Source organism: Nocardia vaccinii NBRC 15922 (assembly GCF_001613305.1).
In the GTDB taxonomy this organism is placed as follows: Bacteria; Actinomycetota; Actinomycetes; order Mycobacteriales; family Mycobacteriaceae; genus Nocardia; species Nocardia vaccinii.
In genome coordinates this window covers 209,820-225,235 of record NZ_BDCC01000033.1, presented here as the reverse complement: position 1 = coordinate 225,235, position 15,416 = coordinate 209,820, and the positions used below count along the sequence as shown (strand labels likewise).

The following is a 15,416-nucleotide window of genomic DNA, read 5'->3' as shown; positions in this document are numbered from 1 at the left end:
AGATAACCAGCCCCTCCGAGAGTTATCTGAAAACCCTTGACACAGGTATCAATCGACACCCTCACGTGGTGATACGACACACACAACGAAAGGCGCGGCGTAGTTGCGGACCCAACGGAACGCCCGCTAAAGTTACTCACCAGTTAGGCACGACGGTGTTCCTACCCCGGCCCAACGCCTGCTAGTGAGGCAGTCCGTCAGCGGCCGATTCTTACGTCCGCATCCACCGGCGAATGTCGGACGAACAGTGTTATGCGCAGCCGAAGTTGTTGCGCCACGCCATGTTCGACATCCAGGAGGGGCGATGGTTTCGTATATCGTGACGGGCGGCACCGGATTTCTCGGCCGACGCGTCGTCCAGGGTCTGCTCACCAGCGATCCGGAGGCTGTGATCCACATCCTGGTGCGCGAGGCATCCGCGGCCAAGCTCGCCGAACTGATCGCGAGCTGGCAGGCCACCGACCGGGTCTTCCCGCTGATCGGCGATCTGACTGCGGAAAATCTTGGGCTGCAAGATGTTCCGCCGCAGGCCGAGCACGTGATCCACCTCGGCGCGGTCTATGACATGACCGCCGACGAGGAAACCGCCTACGCCGCCAACGTCACCGGCACCCGCGGAGTGATCGAGCTGGCCACCGAACTCGACGCGGTCCTGCATCACGTCTCCTCGGTAGCGGTCGCGGGCGACCACCGCGGTCAATTCTTCGAGGACGATTTCGATCTCGGCCAGAACCTCGAATCTCCTTATCACCGAACCAAATTCGCCGCGGAGAAACTGGTTCGCGAAGCCCGGGGACTACGCTGGCGAATCTATCGCCCGGCAATCGTCGCCGGAGATTCGACCACCGGCGAGATGGACAAGATCGACGGGCCCTACTACTTCTTCGCCGCCATCGCCCGGTTGGCCGCACTGCCCTCGGAACTGCCGATGATGCTGCCGGATCTGGGCTGCACCAATATCGTTCCGGTGGATTACGTGGCCGCGGCCATGGTCCGGTTGATCCGCCGCCCCGGCCTGAACCGCCGCACCTTCCACCTGGTCAATCCGGAACCCCAGCCGTTCGCGGAGGTCTACGCCGCACTGGCCCGCGCCGCGGGCGCACCCGCCGCAGTGGGCACGCTGCCTGGCAGCCAAGGTGCGTTGAACCTGCTCGGCAGGATTCCGGGTGTTCCGCAGGTGCGCGATTATCTGTTGCAGCAGTTGGGAATTCCGGCCGAGGTCGCGCCACACGTGACCTTCGCCTCCGAATTCGTCTCCGACTTCACCCGCGCCCAGCTGCGCGGGCTCACCCCGCCCGCATTCGAGGAGTACGCCGGAACGCTGTGGGACTTCTGGCGCGGCCGCCTGGACCCGGACCGGGCGCGCCGCACCGACGGCGATCCGCTGCGCGGACGGATCGTGCTGATCACCGGCGCATCCTCGGGCATCGGCCTGGCCACCGCACACGCGGTCGCCCGCCGCGGAGCCACGGTCCTGATGGTGGCCCGCAGCACCGACGAACTCGAGGCCGCCGCAGCGGAGGTTCGCGCGAACAGCGGTGCCGCGCAGGCATATTCTTGCGACATCACCGATGAGAAGGCGGTCGAGCTACTGGTCAAACAGGTGCTCGCGGACCACCGCCACATCGACTACGTGGTCAACAACGCGGGCCGCTCGATCCGTCGATCGGTGCTCAACTCCACCGACCGGATGCACGATTTCGAGCGGACCATGGCGGTGAACTACTTCGGCGCGGTGCGGCTGATCCTCGCGGTGCTGCCCGCGATGCGCGAACGCCGCTTCGGGCATTTCGTCAACATCTCCTCCATCGCCGTGCAGACCAAACTGCCGCGCTTCGCCGCCTACGTCGCGAGCAAATCCGCACTGGACACCTTCAGCGAGATCGCGGCCGTGGAAAATGCCGATGCCGGAATCAGTTTCACCTCGGTGCGGATGCCGCTGGTGCGCACCCCGATGATCGCGCCGACCGATCTGTACCGCTCCATCCCGGTGCACACGCCCGATCAGGCCGCGGCGATCGTGGTGCGCGCGTTGACCGAACGCCCGGCCCGCATCGATACGCCGATAGGCACTTTCGCACAGGTCGTGGATACCGTGATGCCCTCGGTGAAGAAGGCGATCCTGCACCGCGGTTTCCGGATGTTCGGCGAGTCGGCCGCGGCCACGTCCGGCGCGGGACGTCCGGACACCGATGCACCGGAGGGGCGAAGCCCACTGCTGGCACTGGCCCCGCTCGTGCAGCCGCTGATGGGGATGCCGGCGCCGGCCACTCGGATCACCAACCGGATTCCCGGCCTGCACTGGTGATTCCGCCGGAAATTCACCCGAGCGCCGTCCGGACGCAGTATCGGCCTGTCAGAGTCGAGGGTTATGAAGCCGCGTCGCCGCCTGATCGAAGCGATGATCGCCGTCATCGGCATGGTATTGCTGGCCGGCTGCGGGGGTCACGGTACCGCACCGTCGAACTCGTCGCATGCCGACCCGATCCCGCTGATCTCCACCGATGATCTGCCCGCGGCACAATCGGGCGAGGTGCATCTGTTCGAAATCAACGACCTGCACGGCAATTTGGAGCCGCCCGGCGGGAGCAACGGACGCGTCGGCGCGTACCGGGCCGGGGGCGCGGCATACCTGAGCGCTCATCTGGCGAAGCTGAGAGCGGCCTATCCCGCGAGCGCGATCCTGTCCGCCGGCGACAATGTCAGCGCCAGCCCGCTGATCTCGGCGCTGTTCCACGACGAGCCCACGATCGACTACCTCGATTCGCTGGGAGTGGCCGCCTCCGCGGCGGGCAATCACGAATTCGACCACGGCACAGCCGAATTGACGCGGTTGCAGGAGGGCGGTTGTGCCGCTGACGGCTGCTCCCCCGGACAACCCTTCACCGGAGCCGCATTTCCCTATCTGGCGGCCAATGTCACCGATGCGTACGGTCAACTGCCACCCGGTCTGAAGCCGTGGACGATGTTGCGGGTGGGCGGCCACAAGATCGGCGTCGTCGGCACCGTCACCCCGGCGACAGCGCAGATCGTGATGCCCGACGCGATCCGGGGCTACACCTTCGGCGATGAGGCCGACGCGGTGAACAAGTACGTCCCGCAGCTGCTCGCCGCGGGGGCGGAAACGGTGGTTGCGCTGGTACACGACGGCGGCGCACAGCAGACTCGCGGCGCGCCGGTCGACTACAACGGCTGCGCGAACATCGGACCGAACGTCACCGCGCTGGCCGATCGCCTCGATTCCCGGGTGAAGGTGCTGCTCACCGCGCACACCCACCAGGCCTACAACTGCACCATCGCGGGCAAGGTGGTGACGCAGGCCGCGTCCTACGGACGCCTGATCACCGATGTCACCCTGCGCTTCCACGACGGAACCGTCGATGCGAAGGCGGTCAATCGGGTGGTCACCCGAACCGTGGCACCCGACCCGGCCGCCGCGAAACTCGTCGATTTCTTCGCCGATCAGTCGCGCCCGCGCGCCGCGCACGTGGTCGGCACCACCGCCGGTCCGTTGTCCAACGAGCCGACTCCCGGTGGTGATTCACCGCTCGGCGATGTGATCGCCGACGCCATGCTCGCGGCCATGGCTCCCGATCACGCCGTGGCCGCGTTCATGAATCCCGGTGGCGTGCGGGCGGATCTGAGCGGCGGCGCGATCACCTACGAACAGGCGTACACCGTGCAGCCCTTCGGCAACGAGGTGGTGACCGTGGCTCTGACCGGCCAGCAGATCCTGAATCTGCTGGAGCAGCAATGGGATAACAAGACCACGCCCGGTGTGCTGTCGGTGGCCGGGATCACCTACTCCTACTCCGATTCCGCGCCCACGGGCCACAAGATCCTCGAGGATACCGTGCGGATCGCGGGGCAGGCTCTGGATACCCATGCGGTGTACCAGGTTTCGACGAACAACTTCCTCGCCGCAGGCGGAGATGGGTTCAGCGTCTTCGCTCAGGGGCAGCAGAGCGCGGTCGGCCCGGACGACCTCGCCGCATTCGATGCGTATCTGGCGAGCCGAGCGAAGATCGAACCCCCGGCAAGCCGCGTCCAGCGGCGCTGATCACAGCCGGGCGGCCACCGCTGCACACGCGTCCAGCAGGGCGGGGACGAAGGCGTCGGCCTCGAGCACACAGGCCGCGTGTCCCGCCCTGGCCAGGAAGATCTCCGCACCCGGAATCAGCGTGGCCATCTCCAGCTGCCGACGCACCGGCAGCACCCGATCGTGCGTCGTGATAACCACTGCCGCAGGAACTTTCAAGGTACCAAGCCAGGACGACGAATCGAATTCGCCGAGCTCGGCGATGGCCCACGCCATTCCCAAGCTGCTGACACTGTGCAGCTCCGACAGCGCCCAGCGATCCAAACGTCCCTTCTCCCAAGAGATCCGCGGCATTCCGGGCAACCGCTGCCCGACGCGAACCACGCGACGCGAGGCCGTCTCCGAGGCGAGCCCCGCCACAGCGGCCAGTCCACCGTGGAAGGCCCGTTCGCGCCATGTCTCTTGGAATCGATAGGTAGTGGCGCACAACACTATTCCACCGACCCGCTCGGGAAACCGGTGCGCGACGAGCTGGGCGACCATACCGCCCATGGAGTACCCGGCCAGGATCGGTCGTTCGACGCCGACCAGATCGGCGACCGCGATCACGTCCTCGGCCAGATCATCCAGATCGAAACGGCGCGAACGGATTCCGTGGCCGTGCCAGCGTTGGTCGAACAGCACCACGCGGTAGGCCCTGGACAACTCCTCGAGCGCGGGGAACCAGTTGAGCATCGCGGTGGCGACCATACCGTGCAACAGGATCAGCGTCGGAGCGCCCTCGGGACCCGCGATGTCGACCAGATAGGTCCGGCCGCGACCGGGCAGTTCCACCATTGTCCCGGCGGGTACCTCGTTCAGCCGCGTGACCCGGTCGCTCAGGCTGCGGATCGGTCTCGCCGCCGAGAACCGTGCGGCCGCCTTCTGGTTCGCCGTGTTCCGATCGGCCATCGCCTGCCTCCTGGTGCACCGCCCCGACGGACGAGAACGTGTTCCCGCCGATGATCGCATACGCCCGGTCGGCCGATATGCCCGGCTCAGGAGCAGACGGCCACCGCCGAGGTCAGCACGGACGACACGGGCCGCGAGACGGTGGCCGCCGGTATCCGGGCGGGAGGCGCGTAGAGACTGCGACCGGTATGTCGCGAGCGTCCCGGTTCCAGCACGATTCCGGGCACGACGACCTGGTGGCCGTCCGCATCGGTCACCAGCGCGGTGAACGGACCCGCTCCGGCCCCCGAGATCGTCCAGAAATTGTCCATGCGCCGCGTCAGCGTATGCCCGGCCCCACCCGCAGTCGGACGAATCTCCACTCGGCTCAACGGATTTCCGGTATCGGTGAACTGCAAGCCCAGCCAGTCCGCCGAGGAGCCGTCCTCGATCCGATACACCAGATCGGGCGACGGCGAAGGATTGTGCACACGGCTGACGCCGATCTGCGCTACGCCGGCGCCCGGATCGGCTACCCGCGCGAAGGCAGCAGCGCTCAGATCGTATTGGTGCGCACCGCATCCCGGGCAGCGATCCACGATCTGCGCGCGCACCGACCCCAGCGGTCCGTACAGGTCGACGTACTGGCCGCAGACCGCACTGCCGTCGTACTCGTCCGTCGGCACCCCGACGTAGTAACCGTCCGACGGCAGATCCGGGTACGAACACGCCACATCCGGACCGAACGTGTAGTACCGCGCCTGCGCGAGGGCAGGTGGATCGACCTGTTCGGTAATCGGAATCCGTTGGGAAAACGGCGTATTCGGCACACTCATCGTCGCCGGGCGCGGCCCCGCGCCCGGCGAGGCGGTCCGGCAGGCGGACGGGTCCGGACGCACCGCCCACACCGCGGCCGCGATCACCGCCACCGTGATCAGCGTCGGCCACAACCACGGCCGCGCGCTACGAGCATGGTCCTGCTGCGATACCCGATGCATCGACTTCGCCTCCATCCTCTACTCGCCGTGTATATATCCAGCAAAGCATCAGACACCACGACAAAGAGGGTGAATCGCGAACTCTAGCTGCACTAATCGGCGTGTCACCGGCGTGTCAGGGGATGAGCGCGGCAGCTCCCGCAAACTGTCCGTTTGCCAGATCCGAGAGAGCGCGGTCCGCGAACTCCAACCCGTACGGGTGCACAGTCACCTCGAGCCGGTGCGCGCCGGCGAAGGCCAGGAATTCGCGGGCATCGGTTCGGGTATTGGCCGTCACCGATCGAATCTCCCTCTCCTGGAACAGATGCCGCTGATAGTTCAGCACCGGAACATCACTGAGATGGATGCCCGCGATCGCCAGGACCCCGCCGCGGTCGAGCGCCGCCATGGCCGGCGGCACCAGAGTACCGACCGGCGCGAACAGGATCGCCGCATCCAGCGGGACCGGCGGCGGGTCCGCGGCACCCTGCGCCGAGGCCGCACCGAGCGCCACGGCAAGCTCCCGCGCGGCCGGATCGCGGGTCATCACATGCACCTGCGCACCGCGCGCCAGCGCCACCTGGGCGGCCAGGTGCGCACTGCCGCCGAATCCGTAGATGCCCAGCCGCCCGCCCTCGGGCAGCGCGGCCCGCTGCAACGCACGGTATCCGATGATGCCCGCGCACAGCAGCGGCGCCAGCTCCGCGTCCGTATATCCGGACGGCAGCGGGTGCGCGTAATCCGATGGCACCGTGGTGAATTCGGCGTATCCCCCGTCGGCGTCCCAGCCGGTGTAGCGCGAATCCGGGCACAGGTTCTCCGCGCCCCGGCGGCAGAACCGGCACACTCCGCAGGTGTGCCGCAGCCACGCGATGCCCACCCGGTCCCCCACCTCGAACTCCGCGGCGGCGCCCGCGCCGCTCGCGACCACCTCGCCGACGATCTCGTGTCCGGGTACCACGCCGGGCCGATGCACCGGCAGATCCCCCTCCGCCACATGCAGATCCGTGCGACACACCCCGCAGGCCAGCACCCGCACCGAAAGCTCACCCGGCCCCGGCTCCGGAATCGGTACCCGCACTCGCCGCAATGGGCCGCCGGATATCGGCCCCGGCCGGGTGACCTGCCAGGCCGTCATTTCGCCCGCATCCGGCACGGTTCGTCTCGTCGACTCACTCATGGCCCCACCTCGCTTCCGCTCGGCTCCGCATGTGACTCGCCAGTACCCCGTCCGCACCGCCGATCGGAGACATTTCCGCAGGCTGCTTGACATGGAGCACACTCCAGATCGTAGCGTTGCACCCATGCGATTCGCCTTCAAAACCTCACCGCAGAACACCACCTGGGCCGATATGCTGGCGGTCTGGCGGGCCGCGGACCAGATCGACGTGTACGAGTCCGGCTGGACCTTCGACCACTTCTATCCGATCTTCTCCGATTCCACCGGCCCCTGCCTCGAGGGCTGGACGACGCTCACCGCCCTCGCCCAGGCCACCACGCGCCTGCGACTGGGCACCCTGGTGACCGGCATCCACTACCGGCACCCGGCTGTGCTGGCGAATATGGCTGCGGCACTGGACATCATCTCCGACGGACGACTCGAACTGGGCATCGGTGCGGGCTGGAACGAGGAGGAATCCGGCGCGTACGGCATCGAATTGGGCACCATCCGGGAGCGGCTCGACCGTTTCGAGGAAGCCTGCCAGGTTCTGATCGGCTTGTTGAGCCAGGAGACAACGGATTTCGACGGCAAGTTCTACCAGCTGAAGGGCGCGCGCAACGAGCCCAAGGGCCCGCAGCAGCCGCACCCGCCGATCTGCATCGGCGGCAACGGCGAGAAGCGCACGCTGCGCATCACCGCGCGTTACGCCCAGCACTGGAACTTCGTCGGCGGAACTCCCGACGAGTTCGCGCACAAGCGTGACGTACTCGCGGCGCACTGCGCCGATATCGGCCGCGATCCGGCGGAAATCACGCTGTCCGCCCATCAGCGGCTGGAGGCGGGCCAAAGCTACCCCGAATTCCTGGAGCAGATCGCCGCGTTCGAGGAGAAGGGCCTGGATCTGGCCATCATCTACATCCCCACACCGCACGATCCGGCGGTGCTCGAACCGCTCGCCGAAGCGATCCGCGATTCGGGGCTGTGGAAGTCCTGACCGCACAAACGACTGTGCGCCCGTCCGAATCGGACGGGCGCACAAGTCGTTCCGGCGCGGGCGGTCAGTTGACCTGACGTCCGGTGCCCTCCCAGTAGCGAGCGCGCAACGCCTTCTTGTCCGGCTTACCCAACGGGCTCAACGGAATACTGTCGGCGAACTCGACCGTCTTGGGTGAGTACACCGCGCCCTTGTGTTCCTTGACCAGTGCCTGGAGTTCCTCGGCGGACACGCTCTGGCCCGACCGCAGCACCACGATCGCGGTCACCGACTCGCCCCACTTCTCGTCCGGCACGCCGATCACCGCCGCGGCGGACACCGCGGGATGGGCGGACAGGACGTCCTCCACCTCGCGCGGGAAGACGTTGAATCCGCCCGAGACGATCATGTCCTTCTTGCGGTCGACGATATAGAGGTAGCCCTCGTCGTCCTTGCGGGCCACGTCACCGGTGTGCAGCCAACCGAATTTGGTCGCCTCGGCGGTCTGTTCGGGCTTGTTCAGATAGCCCTGCATGATCAGCGGCCCGCGCACGCAGATCTCGCCCGGCTCGCCGTCCGGCACCTCGTTGCCCTCGTCGTCCAACAGCGCGACGTGCAGCCACGGCACCGGACGTCCGCAGCTGGACAGCCGCTCGGGACGGCTCAGATCGTGATCGGCCTTGCGCAGCGCCGAAATCGCCATCGGGCATTCGGCCTGGCCGTAGAACTGGAAGAAGATCGGGCCGAACCGCTCGACGGCCTCGGCCAGCCGGGCCGGGGAGATCGCCGACGCACCGTAGAAGACGGTCTCCAGGCTGGACAGGTCGTACTTGTCCAGATCCGGGAAGTCCAGCAGGGCGTAGAGCATCGTCGGCACGAGCATCGTCGCGGTGATCTTGTACTTCTCGATCGCCTGGCACAGCTTCTCCGGATTGAATCCGGGCAGTACCACGATCGAGCCGCCGCGCATACTCGTCGGATTCCAGAATGCGCCACCCGCGTGGCTCAACGGCGTGCACACGAGAAACCTTGTCTCGCTCGGCCATTCCCATTCGGTCATCTGGATGCGCAGCATGGTCGCGGTGCCCCGGTTGCTGATCTGCACACCCTTGGGCTTGCCGGTGGTGCCGCCGGTATACGCGAGGCTGAACACGTCGTCCAGACCCGTGCTGGGGCCGACGAGTTTCTGCGGCTCGAACTTCTCGGACTCGGCCAGCAGGTCGGTGCCCGCCTCGGTGGGGCCGAAGGCGAGCAGATTCTTCAATCCGGGAACCCGCGGCGCGAGCTGGGCAGCGCGCTCCTCGAAGGCGCTCGGGTCGTAGACGAGGGTATCGATGCCCGCATCCTCGAGAACGTAGGCGTGATCGTCCAGCGACCCCATCGGGTGCAACGCCATCGACCGGATCCCGGACAAGGCGTTGGCGCCCTGGGCGATCAGCACCTCGGGGCGATTCGCCGACAGGACCGCGATCGCCGAACCGGATGCGATGCCCAGCGCCGCATATGCCTGGGTGAAACGGCTGATCTGATCACGGACCTGGCGGTAGGTGAGCTCGTCGTCTCCCACGTACATCGCCGTCCGATCGGCATAGCGATCCAGGGACCGGATCAGGATGTCGACCGGCAGCGGTTCACGGTGCAGGTAGTCGGGCTCGTCGTGCTGCGGGATGACAGGTGCCATCGGTCATGCGCCTTTCGCTGGGTACCGGACACCTCCAAGTTAGAACACGTTATAGAAATTGCCTAGAGGGGCACTTACCGGACAGGGCCCAAACGCACCGGAAGCGCGGCCACATCGTTCTGCGTGAGCACCGGCAGATTGTGCAGTTCCTCGATCGGAGCGGCCAGGTGCAGGTCCGGGAAGCGCTCGAACAGGGCGGGCAGGGCGATCGCGGCCTCGAGCCGGGCCAGGGCCGCACCCGGACAGATGTGCGGGCCGTATCCGAAGGAGATGTTGCGATGCGCGGTGGGCCGGGTGATGTCGAAATCGTCGGCGTCCTGGCCGTGCACAGCGAGGTCGCGGCCGATCGCCCGGTACGACATGACCACGCCCTCACCCTTCTCGATCACGGTGTCGCCGACGGTGACGTCCTCGGTCGCGAACCGCATGAGCAGGTGGATCACCGGACCGTCCCAGCGCAGGGTCTCCTCGATCACCTGCTTCCACTCGACCTCGCCGCCGCGCACCAGCTTCAACTGCTCCGGATGGGTGAGCAGCGCGCGCACGGCCGAGATGATCAGGCTGACCGTGGTCTCGTGCCCGGCGGCGATCAGAGCACGCAGATTGCCTTCGACCTCCTCCTCGGTCAGCGGCTCACCGCCCTCATCGGCCTGGATGAACGCGCTGGTCAGATCGTCGGTCGGGTGCGCGGTGCGCTCGCGCACCATGATCGTGAAGTACGCGATCATTTCCTCGATGATCCGCAGTCGCTCCTGCTGCGGGGTCAGCAACGAGAAGAACGCCTTCCAGCGCTCCAGCAGCATCGGATGGTCGGCACGATCCACGCCCATCAGCTCGCTGATCACCCGCATCGGCAGCGGGTAGGCGAAGACCGCCTTCAGATCCACGACCTCGCCGTCACTCCCGGCCGCGGCGAGATCGTCCAGCAGTTCGGTGGTGAATCGTTCGATCATGGGCCGCAGCGCCTCGAGCCGACGCGGTGTGAGCGCCTGGGTGGTCTTGATCCGCAGCCGCCGATGTTCGGGCCCGTCGACGGTGAACATCGATCGGCCCGCGTCGATCATGCCGATCAGCGGCCACTCCCGGGTGACCGCGCCGGAGGTCCACAGCGACCACGAGCCGATGTCCTTGACCAGTCGCGTGTCGACCAGCAGCTGCCGGGCGATCTGATGGTCGGTCACCGTCCACGCCGGTACGCCCAACAGCTCGATGCGGGTCAGCGGGCCCTCGTCGCGCAATCGCGCGGTTTCCCCGGCGAGATCACCGATCATCGGGTCGATGACGATACCGCCGAGGGGACATTGGTTGCTCACGACATACCTCCGACTGCACGAACCGGTGTGAAATTGACTGGGAGCGAGGACATCCCGCGAAGAAACGGTGACGGCCGACGCACCAGCCGGTCCGGCGGCACCGAGAGGTCGATATCGGGCAGCCGATCCAGCAGTACCTCGATACCGGTCCGGGCGATGATCTCGGCGATCTGCTGCGCCGGGAACGGGCAGCGGTATTCACCGTGACTGAACGCGAAATGCGCGCTGTTACCGGCGTGCACCAGATCCGCGCCCGCACCCAGATGCGCGCGCACGTGCGGGTCGCCGTTCGCCGCGCCCAGGCCGAGCAGCAGCATGTCCCCCGCGCGAATCGCCTTGTCCGCCAACCGCGTATCGCGCGAGGCCCAGCGGCCCGCGAGGATCTGATTGGGCGCGTCCTCCCAGAGCGCCTCGTTCATCGCCTGATCCACGCTGCGCCGCCCGCCGCCGAACGCGACGGCGAAACGCTCGTCGGTCAGCATCAGCCCCAGCGAGTTGATCAACCAGTCCGCCGTGGTCAGATGTCCTGCCGCCAGCACCGCCTGCACGTCGTAGCCGTACTCCTCGGCGGTGAACGGCTCCGGGAATTCGAGCATCGCGGTGATCATGTTGTGGCCCGGGTGTTCTCGTTCCCGATGAACCCGGCCGTGCGCGAGTTCGGTGAACCGCTGATAGGCCGCCTGCGCCTGAGCGCCGCCGTCGGCGAGGGTCTTCATCGCCCACGCCAGTTCGGGAGCCTCCGCGTCGGAGAACCCCATCAACCGCGCCAGTGCGAGCACCGGCAGCGGCTCGGCGAATTCGGAGACCAGCTCTGCCTCACCCCGGCCGCAGAAGACGTCGATCATCCGATCGGCGAGATCCTCACAGGTGCTGCGCAATTCGAACGGATCGATGGATTCCAGCGCGGGTTCCACCATTGCAACGTGCCGCCGGTGCTCGGCGCCCGCGGTGAAGTAGATCGAGGGGATGGGCTGCCCGACCATCGGCAACAACGGCCAGTCCGGCGGAATGTTGGGCCACTGATTCCACAGGGCGACGTTGCGCGGGAACAGATCCGGATCGCTGGTCACCTGATGCAATTCCCGATAGCCGATGACCAGCCACGCCGGAATCCCGCCCGCCAGTTCGACGGCCACCACCGGACCGTGCGCACTGCGCATCTCCTCGTAGAGCCGATGCGGATCGGTATGGAACCGCGGTCCGCTCAGCGGCACCACCGCGGAGTCCGGGTGCACCGGGCAGCCGCCGATGTGGTCGTATCCGGCTTCGGGCGGCGTTGTCATGGCGCGGACTCCGGTGTCGGGACGGCACCCGCGTAGAGATGCTCGACGAGGGTGATCAGGACCTGCTTGCCCGAATCTCGCGATCGGGCATCGCATTGCGCCAGCGGCACATGCGGATCCAGATCCAGTGCGGCGCGCACCTCCTCGGGATCGGTCAACCGGGTACCGAAGTCGTTGCACGCCACCACGAACGGCGTGCGCTGATATTCCAGCCGGTCGATGGCGTACCAGCAGTCGGCGATCCGGCCTGGGTCCACCAGCACGATCGCACCGAGCGCACCGGTGAACAGCCTGTCCCACAGGAACCAGAACCGCTCCTGACCGGGCGCGCCGAACAGGTACAGCACGTGTTCCGCATCGATGGTGATCCGGCCGAAGTCGAATGCCACAGTGGTGGTGGACTTTCCGGGCACGGCGGACGGATCGTCCACGCCCGTGCCGACATCGGTCATCGTCGCCTCGGTGTCCAGCGGCCGGATCTCGCTGACCGACCGGACCAAGGTGGTCTTGCCGACCCCGAAACCGCCCACGATGACGATCTTCAGCCCTTGCTGCACGGTGTCCTGCAACGGTGCGTCCGCGCGGGCGGGCCGATCAAAGTTTGCGGAGTCCAACTAGCACCTTCTCGAGGGTGGAGGCATCGGCAACTCCGGTCCGCCCCGCACCGCGGTCGGTGGAGCCGGAATACGGATGCCGCACGGTGATTCGGCCGGCATGCAGCAGATCCGACAGCAGGATCGTGACGATGCCGACCGGCAGACGCAGTTCGGCGGCGATCTCGACCACCGCGGTCGGGGCCCTGCACATATCCAGGATCGCGACATGTTCGGATTGCATGCCCGGGGTAGGGGTGCATTCGCTGACCACGAGGGTGACCAGGTCGAACGCATCGGAATCGGGTTTGCTGCGGCCGCCGGTGAGCGTGTAGAGCCGGTCGGGCCCCTCGTCCCGGACAGACCTGCTCATCGCGAATACCTCACGCCGCACCACCGTTTCGTGGCGGTGCGACCAGATGGTGGCCGAGTTGCTCGACCAGTTCGGCCATGTTGTGCCCCACCAGGCCCGCGTCGGCCTCCTCGTTCGCGACCACCGCGAGGTGCGTGCCCAGCCCCGACTGGACGATGAACAGGATCCCGCCGTGGAACTCGGTCATCGATTGGCGCACACCACCTTTGGAATCCCCGAATTCGACCGACGCACCGTGCGAGAGACTCTGGATACCCGCCGCGATCGCGGCCAGCTGATCGGCCTTGTCGACGCTCAGTTCCGGCGTATGGCACATCTTGAGCCCGTCGCTGGACAGCAGCAGCGCATGACGTGTCTCCGGGGTGCGGGACAGCAGCTGTTCGAGCAGCCAACCCAGCTGGGACGGCGCGGATGTCGTCATAATTCGTTCTCCACGGTCGGGGACGGGTTGGTGGTGTCCGCGGTGTCGCGCCCGCTGATCGCGCGCTGGAATGCCCCCAGCGCGGAGGGGTTCGGCGGCGGGGAGACCCGCGTACTCGGCGGTTCCGCGGACTCGCCCAGCCCCTCGGGATGCACGGCGGCCAGGGTGCTGCCCTTGCGTCGTTTGGGTAGCGGCGATGCGGTTGCGGCCGTGCCGGTTTCGGGCCCGCTCGACTCGGCGGCCGCGGCCGGCGCCTGCACGGCGGTATCGAACCGCGCGGCGGGCAGCTGCTGGAATTCGGTGCGCGAGGAGGCGATCGAGACCGCCGCGGGCGCACCACGATCCACCCGGACGATCAGATCGCGCGGCACCACCACGACCACCGCGGTGCCGCCGATCGCCGAGGGGCGGTAGGACACCCGCAGGCCGTGCTTGCGGGCCAGATGGCCGACCACCGCGAGACCGAGCCGAGTTCCGGTGAGCGAGGACAGGTCCGAGCGCTCGCCCGCTCCGGTGCCCGATACCGCTTCCTCGGCGCGACGCAGCGCCGACTCGCTCATCACCAGGCCGCTGTCCTCGATGGTGACCACAACGCCCGCGGGCACCTCGGCGGCGTAGACGTGCACCTCGGTGGTCGGCGGGGAGAAGTTGCAGGCATTGTCGAGCAGCTCTGCCAGCGTGTGCATCACCCCCTCGGCCGCATGTCCGGCGACGCCGATATCGGCGATTACGCGCAACCGGACTCGCTGATATCCGGCGATTCGGCCCATCGAACCGCGCAGAATCGACTCCATCGCAATGGGTTTGGCCCAGCGTCGCCCGGTGCGCGCACCGCTGAGCACCGCGATGCTGTCGGCGAGGCGACCGGCCTGGGCGGTGCGGTGATCGAGTTGCAGCAGGTCGGCGAGCACCTTCGGTTCGCCGTGGCGGTGCTCCATCTCACGCAGTTCGGCCAGCATGCTGGTGGTCATGGCCTGCATCCGCCCGGCCGCACCCGCGAAGGCAGCCAATGCCGAGGCACGGCGGCGATCGCTGTGCCGAGCCTGCGCGGCCCGGTCGAGCACGGCCCGCTCGGCGGCCTCGATCCGCAGGGCGGCATCCTCGCCCACCGCGACCAGCTGCGCCGAAAGTTCTTCGCGCACAGCGCTCACCCGCGCCGAGGCCTCCCGATGCACGGCTTGCAGGGTTCGCTCGGCCTCCTCGGCCAACGCCCGGTACCGGCGCGCCTGCGTCGCGTAGTAGACGCCCGTGGCGGCGATCGCGCACACCAGGACGGCAGCCGCACTGCAACCGATCGCCATTGACAGCCGCTCATCGAGAGGGGTGACGAATACCGCGCCCATCACCGCGACCGCCGCGACGACCGCGCACGCGCCGAACGCACCTCCGGCCGCGCGCAGATCTCGATTGCCGGAAGCGGCAGCCTGACCGTTCTGCGAATTTACCGATACGGCCAACTTCTACACTTTCCGCTTCGTAACCGACCATTAAACGAAACAGCCCGGATGTACACTCCGCATACACCCGAATCCCCTGTTAGAGACCCTGATTCATTACGCGCAGCAGCATAGCCCGGCGGACACGACGTCGCCACCCGACGGGATGTGACCCAGTCGAGTTACGGTCCAGCATTGCCTGCCGGATGAAAGATTCATCTTGAAGTTCGAACCA

13 protein-coding genes are annotated in these 15,416 nt (G+C 67.1%); 3 read left to right on the top strand and 10 right to left on the bottom strand.

What is annotated here, in order from left to right; all coding sequences use genetic code 11:
• The first annotated feature begins 304 nt into the window (after positions 1-304).
• Positions 305-2,308, top strand: coding sequence for an SDR family oxidoreductase (locus tag NV1_RS22340; RefSeq protein ID WP_067894431.1), 2,004 nt, complete (start codon positions 305-307; stop codon positions 2,306-2,308).
• 63 nt (positions 2,309-2,371) lie between these two features.
• Positions 2,372-4,060 (top strand): bifunctional metallophosphatase/5'-nucleotidase, encoded by a 1,689-nt coding sequence (locus NV1_RS22335; protein WP_245713856.1) that lies wholly within the window; start codon positions 2,372-2,374, stop codon positions 4,058-4,060.
• On the opposite strand, the gene NV1_RS22330 is transcribed toward NV1_RS22335, so the two are convergent.
• The 3 genes from NV1_RS22330 to NV1_RS22320 all read right to left on the bottom strand — a co-directional run bounded on the left by NV1_RS22330 (position 4,061) and on the right by NV1_RS22320 (position 7,084).
• A complete protein-coding gene (locus NV1_RS22330) occupies positions 4,061-4,990 on the bottom strand; it encodes an alpha/beta fold hydrolase (protein ID WP_084525625.1) in 930 nt (309 codons plus the stop codon). It lies immediately after the preceding gene.
• A gap of 86 nt (positions 4,991-5,076) precedes the next feature.
• Positions 5,077-5,967 (bottom strand): expansin EXLX1 family cellulose-binding protein, encoded by an 891-nt coding sequence (locus tag NV1_RS22325; RefSeq protein ID WP_157117234.1) that lies wholly within the window; start codon positions 5,965-5,967, stop codon positions 5,077-5,079.
• A 115-nt stretch (positions 5,968-6,082) separates the two neighbouring features.
• A complete protein-coding gene (locus NV1_RS22320; protein ID WP_067894424.1) occupies positions 6,083-7,084 on the bottom strand; it encodes a zinc-binding alcohol dehydrogenase family protein in 1,002 nt (333 codons plus the stop codon).
• A gap of 166 nt (positions 7,085-7,250) precedes the next feature.
• On the opposite strand from NV1_RS22320, the gene NV1_RS22315 reads away from it, so the two are divergent.
• Positions 7,251-8,102 carry an LLM class F420-dependent oxidoreductase gene (locus NV1_RS22315; protein ID WP_067894422.1) on the top strand — a complete coding sequence of 284 codons (852 nt, stop codon included), beginning with the start codon at positions 7,251-7,253 and terminating at the stop codon, positions 8,100-8,102.
• Between the two features lie 64 nt (positions 8,103-8,166).
• Here NV1_RS22315 and NV1_RS22310 read toward each other — a convergent pair whose 3' ends face one another.
• The 7 genes from NV1_RS22310 to NV1_RS22280 form a co-directional block, all read right to left on the bottom strand.
• A complete protein-coding gene (locus NV1_RS22310) occupies positions 8,167-9,762 on the bottom strand; it encodes an AMP-binding protein (protein WP_084525624.1) in 1,596 nt (531 codons plus the stop codon).
• Positions 9,763-9,836: 74 nt separating this feature from the next.
• Positions 9,837-11,075, bottom strand: a complete 1,239-nt coding sequence (locus NV1_RS22305) for a cytochrome P450 family protein (RefSeq protein WP_067894419.1) — start codon at positions 11,073-11,075, stop codon at positions 9,837-9,839.
• Positions 11,072-12,358: a cytochrome P450 family protein gene (locus tag NV1_RS22300; protein ID WP_067894416.1), complete on the bottom strand. Its 1,287-nt coding sequence runs from the start codon at positions 12,356-12,358 to the stop codon at positions 11,072-11,074. The genes NV1_RS22305 and NV1_RS22300 overlap by 4 nt, the downstream gene beginning before the upstream one ends.
• Positions 12,355-12,972, bottom strand: coding sequence for a GTP-binding protein (locus NV1_RS22295; RefSeq protein WP_084525623.1), 618 nt, complete (start codon positions 12,970-12,972; stop codon positions 12,355-12,357). The genes NV1_RS22300 and NV1_RS22295 overlap by 4 nt, the downstream gene beginning before the upstream one ends.
• Positions 12,953-13,324 carry a DUF742 domain-containing protein gene (locus tag NV1_RS22290; RefSeq protein WP_067894755.1) on the bottom strand — a complete coding sequence of 124 codons (372 nt, stop codon included), beginning with the start codon at positions 13,322-13,324 and terminating at the stop codon, positions 12,953-12,955. The genes NV1_RS22295 and NV1_RS22290 overlap by 20 nt, the downstream gene beginning before the upstream one ends.
• 10 nt (positions 13,325-13,334) lie before the next feature.
• Positions 13,335-13,745, bottom strand: coding sequence for a roadblock/LC7 domain-containing protein (locus NV1_RS22285; protein ID WP_067894410.1), 411 nt, complete (start codon positions 13,743-13,745; stop codon positions 13,335-13,337).
• Positions 13,742-15,202, bottom strand: a complete 1,461-nt coding sequence (locus tag NV1_RS22280; RefSeq protein WP_245713855.1) for a sensor histidine kinase — start codon at positions 15,200-15,202, stop codon at positions 13,742-13,744. Before NV1_RS22280 ends, NV1_RS22285 begins: the two co-directional genes overlap by 4 nt.
• Between the last annotated feature and the right edge of the window lie 214 nt (positions 15,203-15,416).